At 64.6% G+C, this 17,671-nt stretch carries 14 protein-coding genes; all 14 read left to right on the forward strand.

The window, feature by feature from the left end:
- The first annotated feature begins 3 nt into the window (after window positions 1-3).
- Window positions 4-399, forward strand: a complete 396-nt coding sequence (locus FJ424_RS14215) for a hypothetical protein (protein WP_140657445.1) — start codon at window positions 4-6, stop codon at window positions 397-399.
- On the forward strand, window positions 396-2,120 hold the full coding sequence (locus FJ424_RS14220) for a penicillin-binding protein 2 (protein ID WP_140657443.1): 1,725 nt from the start codon (window positions 396-398) through the stop codon (window positions 2,118-2,120). Before FJ424_RS14215 ends, FJ424_RS14220 begins: the two co-directional genes overlap by 4 nt.
- Window positions 2,121-2,174: 54 nt before the next feature.
- Window positions 2,175-3,629, forward strand: coding sequence for a UDP-N-acetylmuramoyl-L-alanyl-D-glutamate--2,6-diaminopimelate ligase (locus FJ424_RS14225; protein WP_140657441.1), 1,455 nt, complete (start codon window positions 2,175-2,177; stop codon window positions 3,627-3,629).
- Window positions 3,626-5,059, forward strand: coding sequence for a UDP-N-acetylmuramoylalanyl-D-glutamyl-2,6-diaminopimelate--D-alanyl-D-alanine ligase (locus tag FJ424_RS14230; RefSeq protein ID WP_140657440.1), 1,434 nt, complete (start codon window positions 3,626-3,628; stop codon window positions 5,057-5,059). The genes FJ424_RS14225 and FJ424_RS14230 overlap by 4 nt, the downstream gene beginning before the upstream one ends.
- A gap of 27 nt (window positions 5,060-5,086) precedes the next feature.
- Window positions 5,087-6,169 carry a phospho-N-acetylmuramoyl-pentapeptide-transferase gene (gene mraY / locus FJ424_RS14235; RefSeq protein WP_140644041.1) on the forward strand — a complete coding sequence of 361 codons (1,083 nt, stop codon included), beginning with the start codon at window positions 5,087-5,089 and terminating at the stop codon, window positions 6,167-6,169.
- Window positions 6,170-6,177: 8 nt separating this feature from the next.
- Window positions 6,178-7,581 carry a UDP-N-acetylmuramoyl-L-alanine--D-glutamate ligase gene (gene murD / locus FJ424_RS14240; RefSeq protein WP_140657439.1) on the forward strand — a complete coding sequence of 468 codons (1,404 nt, stop codon included), beginning with the start codon at window positions 6,178-6,180 and terminating at the stop codon, window positions 7,579-7,581.
- The gene (gene ftsW / locus FJ424_RS14245) at window positions 7,581-8,732 is read left to right on the forward strand and encodes a putative lipid II flippase FtsW (protein ID WP_140657437.1); all 1,152 of its coding nucleotides are present in this window, start codon (window positions 7,581-7,583) and stop codon (window positions 8,730-8,732) included. The genes murD and ftsW overlap by 1 nt, the downstream gene beginning before the upstream one ends.
- Before the next feature lie 6 nt (window positions 8,733-8,738).
- Window positions 8,739-9,863, forward strand: a complete 1,125-nt coding sequence (gene murG / locus FJ424_RS14250) for an undecaprenyldiphospho-muramoylpentapeptide beta-N-acetylglucosaminyltransferase (RefSeq protein ID WP_140657435.1) — start codon at window positions 8,739-8,741, stop codon at window positions 9,861-9,863.
- Window positions 9,860-11,266, forward strand: a complete 1,407-nt coding sequence (gene murC, locus FJ424_RS14255; RefSeq protein WP_140657433.1) for a UDP-N-acetylmuramate--L-alanine ligase — start codon at window positions 9,860-9,862, stop codon at window positions 11,264-11,266. Before murG ends, murC begins: the two co-directional genes overlap by 4 nt.
- Window positions 11,263-12,228, forward strand: coding sequence for a UDP-N-acetylmuramate dehydrogenase (murB, locus tag FJ424_RS14260; protein WP_140657431.1), 966 nt, complete (start codon window positions 11,263-11,265; stop codon window positions 12,226-12,228). The genes murC and murB overlap by 4 nt, the downstream gene beginning before the upstream one ends.
- Before the next feature lie 310 nt (window positions 12,229-12,538).
- Window positions 12,539-13,465, forward strand: coding sequence for a D-alanine--D-alanine ligase (locus tag FJ424_RS14265; protein ID WP_140657429.1), 927 nt, complete (start codon window positions 12,539-12,541; stop codon window positions 13,463-13,465).
- Window positions 13,453-14,397, forward strand: coding sequence for a cell division protein FtsQ/DivIB (locus tag FJ424_RS14270; protein WP_140657427.1), 945 nt, complete (start codon window positions 13,453-13,455; stop codon window positions 14,395-14,397). Before FJ424_RS14265 ends, FJ424_RS14270 begins: the two co-directional genes overlap by 13 nt.
- The gene (gene ftsA / locus FJ424_RS14275) at window positions 14,394-15,701 is read left to right on the forward strand and encodes a cell division protein FtsA (protein WP_140657425.1); all 1,308 of its coding nucleotides are present in this window, start codon (window positions 14,394-14,396) and stop codon (window positions 15,699-15,701) included. Before FJ424_RS14270 ends, ftsA begins: the two co-directional genes overlap by 4 nt.
- A gap of 67 nt (window positions 15,702-15,768) precedes the next feature.
- Window positions 15,769-17,430: a cell division protein FtsZ gene (gene ftsZ / locus FJ424_RS14280; protein ID WP_140657423.1), complete on the forward strand. Its 1,662-nt coding sequence runs from the start codon at window positions 15,769-15,771 to the stop codon at window positions 17,428-17,430.
- The last annotated feature ends 241 nt before the right edge of the window (window positions 17,431-17,671 follow it).

The following is a 17,671-nucleotide window of genomic DNA, read 5'->3' on the forward strand; positions in this document are numbered from 1 at the left end:
CACGTGTTTCGTACCAGCGACATAGTCCTGATCGCCGTCATGGTCTCGGCCGCCGCCCTGACCTACAAGACGAAGCGCGAAGCCGAAGAACAACAGGCGGCTGTGCAGAAGATCCAGGCGCAGATCCACTACGAGGAAGAGACGATCGATCTCCTCAAGGCGGACTGGAGCCTGCTCACCCAGCCGTCGCGGCTGCAGAAGCTTGCCGATGTCTATAAGAGCCAGCTCGGGCTCGAACCGGTCAACGCGCACCAGATCGGCAGCCTCGACGACATCCCCGTGAAACCCCTGACCATCGAGGACCTCTCCTCGCAGCGGCTTGGCGGCATGGCCGACAATTCCGGGAAGGAGCCATCTGAAGACAAGGATCCGGTGGTCACCGGGAGCACCGTTCAATGATCGGTGGGCTTCCAAGGATCGGCAACCTGCTGAAGCGCCGGAAGAAGCAGGCTGAGGATGGCTCGATCGTCGTCGACGCCGCGCGCAAGGCGACTGGCGGCAAGGCCAAGACGCGCATCGTCATGACGATGGCGGTGTTCTTCACCATCTATTCGACCATTGCCGGCAGGCTCGTCTATCTCGGCATGCAGAATCCCGATCTTTCCGGCGGCCCGGAGAACCGGGTCACGGCATCGCGTCCGGATATCGTGGATCGCAATGGCGAGGTGCTGGCGACCGACATCAAGACGGCGTCGCTGTTTGCCGAGCCTCGCCGCATCGTCGACGCCGACGAAGCGATCGAGAAACTCTCGACGGTGCTGCCGGAGATCGATTACGAGCAGACCTATCGCAAGCTCAAGAGTGGCGCCGGCTTCGTCTGGCTGCAGCGGCAGCTGACGCCGAAGCAGCAATCCGACATCATGGCGCTCGGCGTTCCCGGCCTCGGCTTCCGCACCGAAAAGCGCCGTTTCTATCCGAGCGGCGAGACGTCGTCCTATATCGTCGGCCTCACCAACATCGACAACCAGGGCATCTCCGGCATGGAGAAGTATATCGACGAGCAGGGGCTGAGCGACCTGCAGGCGTCGGGGCTCGCGGTGGCCAAGGATCTCAAGCCGGTCAAGCTTTCGATCGATCTGCGCGTCCAGCATGTGGTGCGCGACGAGATCGCCGCCGGCCTGGAGCGCTATCGCGCACTGGGCGCCGGCGCCGTCGTGCTGAACATCAAGACGGGCGAAGTGATGGCCATGGCCTCGGTGCCGGACTTCGACCCGAACAATCCGTACAACGCCCAGGAAAAAGACCGGCTGAACCGTATGTCGGCCGGTCTCTACGAGATGGGCTCGACCTTCAAGAGCTTCACCTCGGCCATGACGCTCGATTCGGGCAAGGCGACGATGAACAGCCGCTTCGACGCGTCGCATCCGATCCGGGTCGGCCATCAGGCCATCCACGATTTCCATGGCAAGAACCGGGTGCTGTCGCTGCCGGAAGTGTTCCTCTATTCGTCCAACATCGGGTCGGCCAGGGAGGCCGAACTGGTCGGCATCGAGGGGCACCGCGAATTCCTGCACCGCCTCGGCATTCTGGACAGGATGCAGACCGAACTGCCGGAAGTCGCCCGCCCGACCGAACCCAAGGTCTGGAAACAGGTCAACTCGTTCACCATCGCCTTCGGCCATGGCGTGTCGACGACGCCTCTGCAGGCTGCCGTCGGCTGCGCGGCGCTGATGCAGGGCTATCTGATCGAGCCGACATTTCTGGTGCGCAGCGAGCAGGATGCAATGGCGGTGGCCAAGAAAGTGGTCAGCGACAAGACGGTCGAAGGCATGCGCTACCTCTATACGCTCAACGCCGAGAAGGGCTCGGCCAGAAATGCCAGGGTCCCCGGCTACCGCGTTGGCGGCAAGACCGGAACGGCCGAGAAGGTCATCAACGGCCGCTACTCCAAGGACTTGAATTTCAACACCTTCGTCGCCGCCTTCCCGATGGACGATCCGCAATTTCTGGTGTTCACGATCGCCGACGCCCCGCATCCGGAAAAGCCCGGGATGACGGACGTTGCCGCCAACAATGCGGGGGTTATGGCCGGCAACATCATCAGGCGCTCAGCGGCCATGCTTGGCGTGAAGCCAGATTTCAGCCATGAAAATGGTGCAACGCTGGTTTCCTATCAGTGATTCTTGGGGCGCGCCGGCAACTGCGCGCTATTTTGTTGCGGTGAACGGGACTCAATGCATCTAAAAGATCTAGCCGGCATCCTGCCTGTCGAGGGAACAGCTTCCCGCGATCTGGAGGTGACCGGACTTTCCTCCGATTCCCGCTCGGTCAAGACCGGCGTCGTCTTCTTCGCCCTTGCCGGCAGCAAGGCCGACGGCTCGACCTATGCGGCTGATGCCGCGGCCCGAGGCGCCGCGGCGATCGTCACCGGCCGGGGCACGACCGTCTCCGGCCTGTCGGTTCCGGTTCTCGCCGTCGATGATCCGCGCCTGGCGCTGGCGCTCAGCGCGGCGCGCTTCTTCGGGCGCCAGCCGCAGACCATGGTTGCCGTCACCGGCACTGCCGGCAAGACATCCGTCGCGGCCTTCACCCGCCAGATTTGGGAGCAGGCGGGTTTTGCCGCCGCTTCGATCGGCACGACCGGTGTCGTTGCGCCCGGCCGCAACGAATATGGCTCACTGACGACGCCCGATCCGGTGGCGCTGCACCGACTGCTCAAGGAACTGGCGGATGCCGGCGTTACCCACGCCTCGATGGAAGCCTCGAGCCACGGTCTCGACCAGCGCCGCCTCGACGGCGTGAAGCTGGCGGCCGGCGCTTTCACCAATCTCGGCCGCGACCACATGGATTATCATCCGACGGTCGAGGATTATCACCGCGCCAAGCTGCGCCTGTTCGACACGTTGCTGCCGAAGGCCGCCCCCGCGATCGTCTTTGCCGACGACCCGTGGTCGGAGCCCACGATCAAGGCCGCAAAGGCGGCGGGCCTGAAGGTGTTGACCGTCGGTCGTCATGGCGATTTCCTGACACTCAAGCGGGTCGAGCATGAGCGCCATCGCCAGCGCGCCGAGGTCGTGGCGGATGGCGTGCTGCACGAGGTCGACCTGCCTTTGGCCGGCGATTTCCAGATCGCCAACGCGCTGGTCTCGGCCGGCCTCGCCATCTCGACCGGAACGCCGGCAAGCAAAGCCCTGGCGGCACTGGAAAAATTGCAGGGCGCGCCGGGCCGGCTCGACCTCGTCGGCACCACCGCCGCCGGGGCCCCCGTCTATGTCGACTACGCGCACAAGCCCGATGCGCTGGAGAATGTGCTGACCTCGGTCCGGCCTTTCACCACGGGTCGCGTCGTCGTGGTGTTCGGCTGCGGCGGCGACCGCGATCGGGGAAAAAGGCCGATCATGGGCGAGATCGCGACGCGGCTCGCCGATATCGTCATCGTCACCGACGACAATCCGCGCACGGAAGTGCCCGAAACGATCCGCGGGGCGATCCTCGCAGCGGCGCCGGGCGCCATCGAGATCGGCGATCGCCGCAAGGCAATCCACGAGGCGGTTGCGATGCTTCGCGCCGGCGACACGCTCATCGTCGCCGGCAAGGGGCATGAGGAAGGCCAGACCGTCGGCACCGAAACCTTCCACTTCTCCGACCATGAGGAAGTGCGCGAGGCGCTCAAGGAGCGCGTCGCATGAGTTTACTGTGGACGTCGGAAGCGCTGGTCGAAGCCATAGGCGGCAGGCCGATCGGCTCGCTGCCGGAAGGCATCACCGGCATTTCGATCGACAGCCGCAGCCTGGAGCCGGGAAATGCCTTCTTCGCCATCAAGGGCGAAGCGATGGACGGCCATGATTTCGCGACCGCGGCGGTCAAGGCCGGAGCGGCCGTGCTGGTCGTCGCCGAGGGCAAGCTGCCCTCGCTCGGTCGGCTGACGGCGCCGATGATCGTCGTGCAGGACGTGCTTGCGGCTCTCGAGAAGCTCGGTGTGGCCGCCCGAGCCCGCTCGAAGGCCAGGATCATCGCGGTCACGGGCTCGGCCGGCAAGACGACCACCAAGGAAGCGCTGCGCCACGTGCTGTCGGGGGTCGGCAAGGTGCATGCTTCGGCGCAGTCATTCAACAACCATTGGGGCGTGCCGCTGACGCTGGCGCGCATGCCGCAGGACTGCGACTATGCTGTCTTCGAGATCGGCATGAACCATCCGGGCGAGATCCGGCCGCTGGTAAAGATGGTCAGGCCGCATGTCGCCATCGTGACGATCATTGCCGCCGCTCATCTCGGCTTCTTCAAGAATCTCGACGAGATTGCCATGGCCAAGGCCGAGATTTTCGAGGGGATCGAGCCAGGTGGCGCCGCGCTGCTCAACCGCGACGATCCACGCTGGAACCTGCTCGGCAAAATGGCGAAAGAGGCGGGCGTCGAGCATGTCTTCGGCTTCGGCGAAAATGTCCGCTCGGCGTTCCGCCTTGTCGGCTGCGAGCTTCATGCCGACCATTCCGACATCGCCGTCAAGATCGGCAAGAAAGACCTGACGGCTCGTGTCGGGGCGCCCGGCCGCCATATCGTGCAGAACGTGCTGGCGGTGCTCGGCGCCGCGCAACTGGTCGGTGCAGACCTCGACAAGGTCGCGGCTGCGCTTGCGGATCTTTCGGCCGAGCGCGGGCGGGGCCGGCGCCATGTCCTGCATCATCCCAACGGGCCGATCACGCTGATCGACGAAAGCTACAACGCCAATCCGGCGTCGATGGCGGCGGCCATGGCGCTGCTCAACGCTACGCCTGTCTCGGGCGAGGGCCGGCGCATCGCGGTGCTCGGAGACATGCTGGAGCTCGGCAGCCATTCGGCCAAGCTCCACGCGGCGCTTGCCGGGCTGATCGTCGGCACGGGCACGCGCAACGTCTTTCTCGGCGGGCCGGAAATGCAGGCGCTGGCCGACGTCCTGCCGTCAGACATCGCAACCGAGTATCGATCGGAAGCGGAAGAGCTGAAGCCGATCGTGATCTCCGCGCTCAGGCCCGGCGACGTGGTGATGATCAAATCGTCGAAAGGCATCGGGTTTTCAAAGCTGGTCGAGGCATTGCTCGGCAAATTTCCGGCGGAAGCCACAAACATTAAGCCGACCTAGGTCGGGCTCCGGGGGACGGAAAAAACCATGTTCACATTGCTCGTCGATTTCGCGGACAAAATCTCGTTCTTCAACGTCTTCCGCTACATCACTTTTCGCACCGGCGGCGCGCTGATCACGTCGGCGCTGATCGTCTTCATCTTCGGGCCGACGATCATCAATTCGCTGCGCCTGCGGCAAGGCAAGGGCCAACCGATCCGCGCCGATGGCCCGCAGACCCATTTCAAGAAGGCCGGAACGCCGACCATGGGCGGGCTGATGATCCTGTCCGGCATCATCGGTTCGTCGCTCCTATGGGCTAACTTGTCCAGCATCTATGTCTGGGTGGTGCTGCTGGTCACCGTCGGCTTCGGCTCGATCGGCTTTTACGACGACTATCTCAAGGTCACCAAGCAGTCGCATCTGGGCTTCTCCGGCAAAGCAAGGCTGGCGATCGAGTTCATCGTCGCGGCAATCGCCGCGTGGGTGATCATGCACAACGGCCAGGCGCCGTTCTCGTCGTCGCTGACCTTCCCCTTCGCCAAGGAATTCCTCATCAACCTCGGCTGGTTCTTCATCCCGTTCTCCTGCTTCGTCATCGTCGGCGCCGGCAATGCGGTGAACCTGACCGACGGCCTCGACGGTCTGGCGATCGTGCCGATCATGATCGCGGCGGCGTCCTTCGGCGTCATCGCCTATCTTTCGGGCAACGCGGTCTTCGCCGAATATCTTCAGATCCACTTCGTTCCCGGCACCGGCGAGCTCGCCGTCGTGCTCGGCGCGGTGATCGGCGCGGGCCTTGGCTTCCTCTGGTTCAACGCGCCGCCGGCCGCGATCTTCATGGGCGACACCGGCTCGCTGGCGATGGGCGGGCTGATCGGCACCATCGCGGTCGCCACCAAGCACGAGATCGTGCTGGTCATCGTCGGCGGCCTGTTCGTGGTCGAGATCCTGTCGGTCATCATCCAGGTCGGCTACTTCAAGATGACCGGCAAGCGCGTTTTCCTGATGGCGCCGATCCATCACCATTTCGAAAAGCTCGGCTGGACCGAAAGCCAGGTGGTGATCCGCTTCTGGATCATTGCCGTCATCCTGGCGCTGGTCGGCCTCTCCACCCTCAAGCTGAGATAGGACACCGCTTGGTCCCCGCCTTTTCCTTTTCAGGCAAACGCGTTTCGCTCTTCGGGCTTGGCGGCTCGGGGATCGCCACCGCGCATGCGCTGATCGCGGGGGGCGCCGAGGTGCTGGCGTGGGACGACAATCCGGACAGCGTCGCCAAGGCGGCGGCTGCGGGGATTGCGACCGGCGATCTGCACGCCGCCGACTGGCAGCACTTCGCCGCCTTCGTTTTGTCGCCAGGGGTACCGCTGACGCATCCCAAGCCGCATTGGACGGTGGAGCTCGCGCGCGGCGCCGGCGTCGAGGTCATCGGCGATATCGAGCTGTTCTGCCGCGAGCGCATCAGCCGCGCGCCGGCAGCATCTTTCGTCGCGATCACCGGCACCAACGGCAAGTCCACGACGACGGCACTGACGGCGCATATCCTGAAATCGGCGGGCCGCGACACGCAGATGGGCGGCAATATCGGCCGTGCCATCATGACGCTCGATCCGCCCGAGCCGACACGGCATTATGTGGTCGAGTGCTCGTCCTACCAGATCGATCTCGCGCCCTCGATCAATCCGACCGCCGGCATCCTGCTCAACCTGACGCCGGACCATCTCGACCGGCATGGCACGATGGCGCATTACGCCTCAATCAAGGAAAGGCTGGTCGCCGGCTCAGACACCGCGATCATCGGCGTCGACGATTCCTGGTGCGCCCAGATCGCCGACCGCCTGGAGCGCGCCGGCCGGCAGGTGATCCGCATTTCCAAGCGCCTGCCACTGACCGACGGCTATTTCGCAGACGGCACCAATCTGATGGAAGCCGCGCATGGCCGCTACAGCCGCGTCGCCTTCCTCGAAGGCATCGGCTCGCTGCGCGGCCAGCACAATGCGCAGAATGCGCTGGCCGCCGTTGTCGCCTGCCTGAAGGTCGGGCTTGATCTCGGCGAGATCCAGGCCGGGCTCGAAAGCTTCCCCGGGCTGGCGCACCGCATGGAGCAGGTCGGCCGCAAGGACCATGTGCTGTTCGTCAACGATTCCAAGGCGACCAATGCCGATGCTGCAGCGCCCGCGCTATCGAGCTTCGCCAACCGTATCTACTGGATCGCCGGCGGCCTGCCCAAGGAAGGCGGCATCGAGCCGCTGCGCGGCTTCTTCCCGCGCATCGCCAAGGCCTATCTGATCGGCGAGGCGGCGCCCGCCTTTGCGGCGACGCTCGGCGAGACGGTGCCTTACGAGATATCCGGAACGCTGGCGGCGGCGGTGGAGCATGCCGCCGCCGACGCGGCAAAGGACACCGGCGGCGAGGCCGTGGTGCTACTTTCGCCGGCCTGCGCCAGTTTCGACCAGTTCAAGAATTTCGAAGTTCGCGGCGAAGCCTTCAGGCAAGCTGCGACTGCTATAGATGGTGTGAAACCCATCGGAGGGCCACGTTGATGCAAAGCCGTCTCGACAAAAGTCCTGTCGCAACCTGGTGGTGGACGATCGATCGCTGGTTCCTGGCCGCGTTCCTGTCGCTGATGGGGCTTGGCATTATCTTGTCCTTCGCGGCGAGCCCCGCTGTGGCCGAGCGTATCGGCCTCGACAGCTTTCACTTCGCCACCAGACAGGTCATCTTCACCATCCCCGCGCTGATCGTCATGCTTGCGGTCTCCTTCCTGGAGGCGCGGCAGATAAGGCGCATGTCGCTGGTGATGCTCTGCATCATGCTGGTGCTGATGGTGGCGGTGCTCTACGTCGGCGTCGAGGTGAAGGGGGCGCGGCGCTGGGTGTCGCTTGCCGGGCTTTCCATTCAGCCATCCGAGTTCCTGAAGCCGGCCTTCGTCGTCATCTGCGCCTGGCTCTTTGCCGAGCATAAGCGCCAACCCGATATTCCCGGCAACCTGTTCGCCCTCCTGCTGCTTGTGCTGGTGGTCTCTCTGCTGGTCGCTCAGCCCGACCTCGGCCAGACCATGCTGGTGACCGGCACATGGGGTGTCATGTTCTTCATGGCCGGCCTGCCGTGGCTGTGGATCATGGTCCTCGGCGTCATTGGGGCGAGCGGCCTGTTCGCGGCCTATTCGGTGTTCCCGCACGTCGCCTTGCGCATTGACAAGTTTCTGACCGGCGAAGGCGATACCTTCCAGGTCGACATGGGCCGCGAGGCACTCATCAACGGCAGTTGGTTCGGCGTTGGGCCGGGCGAAGGAACCGTCAAGCGCATTGTTCCGGATGCTCATACCGACTTCGTCTTCTCGGTCGCGGGCGAGGAGTTCGGGCTGATCATGTGCTTCTTCATCATGTCGATCTTCGCCTTCATCGTGCTGCGGGGACTGAGCATCGCGCTCAAAGAGCAAGACGATTTCACCCGCTACGCGGTTGGCGGCCTCGTCACCGTCTTCGGCCTGCAATCGGCCATCAACATGTGCGTGAACCTGCAGCTGATGCCGGCCAAGGGCATGACGCTGCCCTTCATTTCCTATGGCGGGTCCTCGCAGATCGCCATCGCCGTCTCGATGGGCATGGTGCTCGCATTGACGCGCAAGCGTCCGGAAAAGCGCAAGCAGATGGGCTTCGTCCTCTCGCAGCGCGCAATGCCGGCGGAATGAGGCAGGATGGCAAAGGGTGTGATCCTGCTTGCAGCCGGCGGAACGGGCGGACATCTGTTTCCGGCCGAGGCGCTGGCGCATGAGCTGATCGAACGCGGCTGGAAGGTGCATCTCGCCACCGACCGTCGCGCCGAGCGTTATTCCGGCCAGTTTCCCGCCGCCGACATCCACGCGATCGCCTCGGCGACGCTGGGATCGAGGAATCCGGTCGCCGTGATCTCGACCTTCTGGAAAATCTGGCAGGGCGTGCGCGAAGCGGGAAGGATCATCGCCAGGATCAAGCCGGAGGCGGTCGTCGGCTTCGGCGGCTATCCGACGCTGCCGCCGCTCTATGCGGCGACAAGGCGAAGAGTGCCGACGCTGATCCATGAGCAGAACGCTGTCATGGGCCGCGCCAACAAGGCGCTTGCCAGCCGCGTCGATGCGATTGCCGGCGGCTTCCTGCCGGAGGGCGCCAGCGCTGACGGCGCAAAGACGGTGACCACCGGCAATCCGGTCAGGCCGCAGGTCCTCGAGGCGGCGAAGACGCCTTACGTGGTACCGAACGAGGGCGAGCCGTTCCGTTTCCTGGTGTTCGGCGGCAGCCAGGGCGCGCAGTTCTTTTCCGATGCGGTTCCAGCAGCGATCGCGCTTTTGCCGCAAGACCAGCGCAAGCGGCTGGCGATTACCCAGCAGGCGCGCGCCGAGGATGTGGCGCGGGTGAAGGCCGCCTATGCCGAACTCGGCGTCGACGTCCAGGTTTCGCCCTTCTTCACCGACATGGCGGCGCGCATGGGGGCGGCGCATCTGGTGATGTCGCGCTCCGGCGCCTCGACGGTTTCGGAAATCGCCGTCATCGGCCGGCCGGCGCTGCTGGTGCCTTATCCGCACGCGCTCGATCACGACCAGGCGGCGAATGCCGCGGCCCTTGCCGCCGCCGGCGGGGCCGAACTCCACCCGCAATCGACGCTGTCGGCCGAGCGGATCGCCGAGTTGGTCGGTGGGCTGATGAAGGCTCCGAACCGGCTGGCGACCATGGCCGCCGCTGCCCGCTCGGCCGGGAAACCGAACGCGGCGCAGTTGCTCGCCGATCTGACAGAGGCTATTGCGTCCGGCAAAACGGTTTCGGACTACAGGAGGACACGCGCATGAAGATGCCGCAGACGATCGGCCTTGTGCATTTCATCGGCATCGGCGGCATCGGCATGAGCGGCATCGCCGAGGTGCTGCACAATCTCGGCTACAAGGTGCAAGGGTCCGACCAGACCGACGGCGCCAATGTGCAGCGGCTGCGCGACAAGGGCATCGAATGCTTCGTCGGCCACAAGGCCGAGAATCTCGGCGACGCCGAAGTCGTGGTCGTTTCGACCGCTATCAAGAAATCCAACCCGGAGCTGAAAGCCGCGCGCGAAAAGTTGCTGCCGATCGTCCGCCGAGCCGAGATGCTGGCCGAACTGATGCGCTTCCGTCAGGCCGTTGCCATCGGCGGCACGCATGGCAAGACGACGACCACCTCCATGGTGGCGACGCTGCTCGAGGCCGGCGGGCTCGACCCGACCGTCATCAATGGCGGCATCATCAACGCCTACGGCACCAATGCGCGCATGGGCGATGGTGAGTGGATGGTGGTCGAAGCCGACGAGAGCGACGGCACCTTCCTGAAGCTGCCGGCCGACATTGCCGTCGTCACCAACATCGATCCCGAGCATCTCGACCACTATGGCAGCTTCGACAAGGTGCGCGAGGCCTTCCGCCAGTTCGTCGAGAACGTCCCGTTCTACGGCTTCGGCGTGATGTGCACCGACCATCCGGAAGTGCAGGCGCTGGTCGGCCGCATCGAGGACCGGCGCGTCATCACCTATGGCGAGAACGCGCAGGCCGATGTGCGCTTCACCAACCACCGGATGCAGGGCGCGATCTCCGAATTCGATGTCGTGATCCGCGATCGCAAGGGGCGGGGCACGACTTCGATAAAGGACCTGCATCTGCCGATGCCGGGCCAGCACAACGTCTCCAACGCGACGGCGGCGATCGCGGTGGCGCATGAACTTGGTCTCTCGGCCGAGGCGATCAAGAAGGGCCTGTCGTCCTTCGCCGGCGTCAAGCGGCGCTTCACCCATACCGGTTCGTGGAACGGCGTCGAGGTGTTCGACGATTACGGTCACCATCCGGTCGAGATCGCGGCGGTGCTGAAGGCCGCGCGCAGCGCGACCAAGGGGCGTGTGATCGCCATCGCGCAGCCGCATCGCTTCACCCGCCTGCACGATCTCTTCGATGAGTTCTCCGTCTGCTTCAACGACGCCGACACGGTGATGGTGGCGCCGGTCTATGCGGCAGGCGAAGAGCCCATCGAAGGCGTGACCTCCGACGCGCTGGTGTCGCGCATCCGCTCGGGCGGCCATCGCGACGCGCGCTATATCGATGGCGCGGCGGCGATCGCGCCAGTCATTCGCGAGCTTGCCAAGCCCGGCGACTTGGTCGTCTTCCTCGGGGCCGGCAACATCACGCAATGGGCCTATGCGCTGCCCAAGGAACTGGGTGGGACGCCCTCATGATGCGTGGCCAGGACCTGATCGACAAGCTCGGCGACAAGCTTTCCGGCCTGCGCGGCCGTATCACGCCGAACGCGGAGATGGACAAGATCACCTGGTTCCGGGCCGGCGGCTTGGCCGAGGCGCTGTTCCAGCCGGCTGACGAGGAAGACCTGGCGGCCTTCCTGAGCGCGGTGCCGGAAGAGGTGCCAGTCACGGTGGTCGGCGTCGGCTCGAACCTTCTGGTGCGCGACGGCGGCATTTCGGGCTTCGTCATCAGGCTCTCGGCCAAGGGTTTTGGTGAGGCCGAAGTTGTTTCGTCGATCGGCATCAAGGCGGGCGCTGCTACGCCCGACAAGCGCCTCGCAGCGGTTGCCCACGAGGCCGGTATCGGCGGCTTCCATTTCTACCACGGCATCCCCGGCGCCATTGGCGGCGCGCTCAGGATGAACGCCGGCGCCAACGGCGTCGAGACCCGCGAGCGGGTCGTCGAGGTGAGGGCGCTGGACCGCAAGGGCAATCTCCATACGCTGCTCACTGACGATATGGGCTATGCCTATCGCCACTCATCCGCGCCTTCCGGCCTGATCTTCACCTCGGCTATTTTCGAAGGGTTTCCGGAAGACAAGGCCGCGATCAAGACCGCGATGGATGCCGTGCAGAACCACCGCGAGACGGTGCAGCCGATCCGCGAGAAAACCGGCGGCTCGACCTTCAAGAATCCGGAAGGCACCTCGGCCTGGAAGGAAATCGACAAGGCGGGCTGCCGCGGGCTGATGATCGGCGGCGCGCAGATGTCGCCGATGCATTGCAACTTCATGATCAACACCGGCACGGCCACCGGCTACGACCTCGAATATCTCGGCGAGACGGTGCGGGCGCGGGTGCTCGAGAACTCCGGCATCCGGCTGCACTGGGAGATCAAGCGCCTCGGCAATTTCCGCCCCGGCCATGCGGTGCAGGAGTTCCTCGGGCAGCTCCTTTAGCTTGGGCTGAAGTTCATGTGATACTTGAACTTCCAGCAGTCTGAAATGGCCGCAAACCGTTGCCTTAATGACTCACAATTCACTTTTTGCGGCTGTTTTCGCGGAAAGTGAATCTCTCGGAATCATAGGCACTTGCCAGCGAATCAACTCTCTGATTCTCTGCCCTAAAGCGTTTCCTGATTTGAGTCGTTCGACGCGTGAATCCGCGTTTTCCGTCTGGGGGGCAACCTGCCGGAAGACTCGGACTCAATGTTTGGAAATACTGTGCGGGAATATCGGTGCAGACCCGGCGTGAGAGGGGATGACGGGAATGAAGAACAAGCATTTGGCTGTCCTCCTGGGTGGATTCTCCTCGGAGCGGCCCGTGTCTCTGTCCTCGGGGAAGGCGTGTGCGGATGCGCTCGAGAATGAAGGCTATCAGGTCACCCGTGTCGATGTTTCGCGCGATGTCGGGTCTGTGCTTGCCGAGCTCAAACCCGACGTCGCCTTCAATGCGCTGCATGGTCCGTTCGGCGAGGACGGCACCATTCAGGGAATTCTCGAATTTCTCGGAATTCCCTACACCCATTCGGGCGTGCTCCCTTCGGCGCTGGCCATGAACAAGGAACTGGCCAAGAAGATTGCCAAGGCGTCCGGCATTCCGGTCGCGGAATCCAAGGTGGTCAATCGCTTCGCTGTCCAGAACAAGCATCCGATGAGGCCGCCTTATGTGGTCAAGCCGGTCAATGAGGGATCGAGCTTCGGCGTGGTCATCGTGCATGAGGGGCAGTCGCATCCGCCTCAGGTGATCGGTTCGACCGAGTGGCAATATGGCGAGACCGTCATGGTCGAGCGCTACATCCATGGGCGCGAATTGACCTGCGCGGTGATGGGCGACGTGGCGCTCGGCGTCTGCGAGATCATTCCGACCGGGCATTCCTTCTACGACTACGATTCAAAATATGTTCCCGGCGGATCAAAACACGAAATCCCTGCTAAAATTTCACCGAATATTTACCAAAAAATACAGACACTGGCGCTCAAGGCTCATCTTGCCATTGGTTGCCGGGGCGTTTCCCGATCGGACTTCCGTTACGACGACCGTCACTCCGAAAACGGCGAGGTTGTCTGGCTCGAGGTCAACACTCAGCCGGGCATGACGCCGACGTCTCTGGTGCCTGAAATCGCCGCGCAAGCGGGGCACTCGTTCGGCGATTTGTTGAGTTGGATGGTGGAGGACGCTTCGTGTCTGCGTTGAGGTGGGGACAGGGTAATGGCGGTGGCGCGGCTGGTTTCGCGCTGTTCGGCATGTCGCTGTCATTCGACCGTTTCGTATTGCCGCGTCAGCTCCGCCGGCCGATGCGCGTCCTGGCGCGCCTGTGCGGCGGCGAGTATGAGGCGCCGCGCTTTTCGGCGGCGATCCTTTCCGCCGCGTTGATCGCATCCAGCAGCGCCTATGGCGCCTATCTTGGCGGCTACACCGACAGCATCGTGCAGGGCATCACGGCCCGTACCGGTTTTGCCGTCGACCAGATCAAGGTGGTCGGCAATCGCCAGACGTCCGAGATCGATGTGCTGGACCGGCTGGGCCTCGACGGCTGGACCTCGCTGATCGGCTTCGATGCCGAGGCTGCGCGCGAGCGCATCGCGACGCTGCCATGGGTCGAGGGTGCTGCTGTGCGCAAGATCTACCCGCATACGCTGGAAGTGCGCATCGAGGAGCGCCGGCCCTTCGCGCTCTGGCAGCAGGGCACCTCGGTTTCTGTCATCGAACGGTCGGGCGAGATGATCGCGCCGTTCTCGGGTGGCAAGCAGGCGCTGCTCCCGCTGATTATCGGCACGGGCGCGCCGGCGATGGCGCCGGCCTTTCTCGCCAAGATCGAGCGCTACCCCGCGCTGGCGGCGCGGGTCAAAGGTTACATCCGTGTCGGCGAGCGCCGCTGGGACCTGAGGCTTGAGAACGGCATCACGATCAAGCTGCCGGAAGACGACGAGGACCAGGCGATCGCCGAGCTCGTCAAGCTCGACCATGACAACGGGTTGCTGACCCGCGACATCGCCGCCGTCGACATGAGGCTCCCCGACAGGCTGGTCGTGGAGCTTTCGCCGGAAGCGGCGACGCAGCGCGAAGCCGCGCTCAGCGAAAAGCCGAAGAACCTGGCCAAGCGCAAGGTGGAGAGAAAGATATGAGCTGGCTTGGCGGCAGCGGTGACGCTTCTTCGCGCCGGTCGGGCACGCTCACGGTGCTCGATGTCGGGTCCAGCAAGGTTTGCTGTGTCGTGGCGAAGCTCAAGCCGAACGAGGACGGCAAGCTTCTGCGTGGGCGTTCGCATCGCATCCAGGTGATCGGCATCGGCCACCAGAAGTCGCAAGGCGTTAAGTCCGGCGTGGTGGTGGATCTCGATCGCGCCGAGCATGCCATCCGGCTTGCCGTCGATGCGGCCGAGCGCATGGCCGGGCTCACGGTCGATTCCCTCATCGTCAACATGACGGCCGGCCGGCTGAAGAGCGAAGTCTTTTCGGCGACGATCAATCTCGGTGGTCATCAGGTCGAGGAAGTCGACATCAAGCGGGTGCTCGCCGCCGGTGCCAAGCAGGCGCTGCGGGCCGAGCGCGAGGTGATCCATTCGCTGCCCGTCGGTTTCTCGCTCGATGGCGAGCGCGGCATACGCGACCCGCGCGGCATGGTGGGCGATGCGCTTGGCGTCGACATGCATGTCTTGACTGGCGATGCCGCGCCGATGCGCAACCTCGAGCTTTGCATCAACCGCTCGCACCTGTCGGTCGAGCGCATGGTGGCGACGCCCTATGCCAGCGGACTTGCCTCGCTGGTCGACGACGAGCTCGAAATGGGCGCCGCCTGCATCGATATGGGCGGCGGCACGACGACCATCTCGGTGTTCTCGGAAGGCAAGTTCGTCCACGGCGACGCCATCGCCATCGGCGGCAACCATGTGACGCTCGACATGGCCAAGGGCCTGTCGACCTCGCTCGATGCCGCGGAGCGGCTGAAGGTCATGCATGGCTCGGCGCTGCCCGGCAGCGCCGACGACCGCGACCTCGTCTCGATCCAGCCGATCGGCGAGGAAGGCGATGTGCCGCTGCAGATTCCGCGCTCGGTGATGACGCGCATCATCCGCGCCCGCATCGACGAGACACTGGAGCTTTTGCGCGACCGGCTGAACAAGTCCGGCTACGGCAATGCCGTCGGCAAGCGCGTCGTGCTCACCGGTGGCGCCAGCCAGCTCGCCGGCCTGCCGGAAGCGGCGCGCCGCATCCTCGGGCGCAATGTGCGCATCGGCCGGCCGCTCGGCGTCGCGGGCCTGCCTGAGGCGGCCAAGGGACCGGCGTTCTCGACCCCGGTCGGACTGATGATCTATCCGCAGATGGCGAGCTTCGAGAGCCATTCGGCGAAAGGACTTTCCGGTTTCAGGATGACCGGGACGGGCGGAAAACTGCATCGCATGAGTCAGTGGTTGAGAGACAGTTTTTAATTTGACGGGGACAGCCCCATAGGCGGCCGCAGCGGCGAGGCGGCGGGAAAGGCAAAGGACGGAGACAATGACCATCAATCTGCAGAAGCCGGACATCACCGAGCTTAAGCCCCGTATCACCGTGTTCGGTGTCGGCGGCGGCGGCGGCAATGCCGTGAACAACATGATCACAGCCGGCCTGCGCGGCGTCGAGTTCGTGGTGGCCAACACCGACGCGCAGGCGTTGACCATGTCGAAGGCCGAGCGGCTGATCCAGCTCGGCGCGCATGTCACCGAAGGCCTCGGCGCCGGCTCGCAGCCGGAAGTCGGCCGCGCGGCGGCGGAAGAGTGCATCGACGAGATCATCGATCATCTCTCCAACACCCATATGTGCTTCGTCACCGCCGGCATGGGCGGCGGCACCGGCACGGGCGCTGCTCCGGTCGTTGCCCGCGCGGCGCGCGAGAAGGGCATCCTCACCGTTGGCGTCGTCACCAAGCCGTTCCATTTCGAAGGCCAGCGCCGCATGAAGACGGCCGACATGGGCATCGAGGAACTGCAGAAATGCGTCGACACCCTGATCGTCATCCCCAACCAGAACCTGTTCCGGCTGGCCAATGACAAGACCACCTTCGCCGATGCCTTCGCCATGGCCGACCAGGTGCTCTATTCGGGCGTCGCCTGCATCACCGACCTGATGGTCAAGGAAGGCCTGATCAATCTCGACTTCGCCGACGTCCGTTCGGTGATGCGCGAGATGGGCAAGGCGATGATGGGCACGGGCGAGGCTTCGGGCGAGGGCCGCGCGATGGCGGCGGCGGAAGCCGCGATCGCCAACCCGCTGCTCGACGAAACCTCGATGAAGGGTGCCAAGGGCCTGCTGATCTCGATCACTGGCGGCCGCGACCTCACCCTGTTCGAAGTCGACGAGGCAGCGACCCGCATCCGCGAGGAGGTCGACCAGGACGCCAACATCATCCTGGGCGCCACCTTCGACGAAGAGCTGGAAGGCGTGATCCGCGTGTCGGTCGTCGCCACCGGCATCGACAAGTCGGCGGCCGAAATCGCGGCTGCGCCGATCTCGATCCGCGCGCCGCAGAAGCCGGCCGCCCGCCCGGCGGCGGCTCCGGTTGCCGAAATCCGCCCCGCGCCGGTTCAGCCGCAGGCCTACGAGCCGCGCGCGGCCGATCCGGTCGCCGAGGCGATCCAGCTTGCCGAGGCGAACGCTGCCGCCATGGCGCAGCCGCGCCCCGCGCCGGTCGACGACTTCCGGCCGCAGAGCAAGATCTTCCAGGCCCCGCCGGCCCAGCCGCAGCCGCAGCCGGTGGTGCCGCAGCAGGTCATGCAGCAGCCCGCGCCGCAGCGCGAGATGCCGCAGCCGATGGCCGCTGCCCCGCAGCGCATGCCGCGCGTGGAGGACTTTCCGCCGGTGGTAAGGGCTGAAGTCGAAGCCAAGACCCGGCCGGCGGACCATGAGAACAGCGGTCCGATGGGGCTGATCAAGCGGCTGACCAACGGCCTGACCCGCCGCGAGGAAGAGCCGGCCCGGCTCCAGCCGGCGCAGCCGCGCGAGCCGAAGCTGCGGCAGGCCGCGCCCGAGATGCGCCGTCTCGCCAGCCAGGATCCGCAGCTCTACGCGCCGCGTCGCGGCCAGCTCGACGATCAGGGCCGGCTGACACCGCAGGCCCGCACTGTCCAGGAAGACGACCAGCTGGAAATCCCGGCTTTCCTGCGCCGCCAGGCCAACTGACAATACGGCGGACCGCCGATCGTCGATACGGGCCGCCGATCGTTAACGATATATAACGGTTGTTAACAGGCAGACGAGGTATCGTCTGCCTGTTGCTTTTATAAAATTCATTGAAAACAGCGGCTTATGAGCTGCTTCTGACACAGTCCCGTAGTTACACGGGGAAAGAAACCGTGATTTGGAGTCTCCAAAGCGGGCCATTATCTTCGCCACGGACTAAAGTCGGTTTGCCGGGATTCGG

This window comes from Mesorhizobium sp. B3-1-8 (assembly GCF_006439495.1).
In the GTDB taxonomy this organism is placed as follows: Bacteria; Pseudomonadota; Alphaproteobacteria; order Rhizobiales; family Rhizobiaceae; genus Mesorhizobium.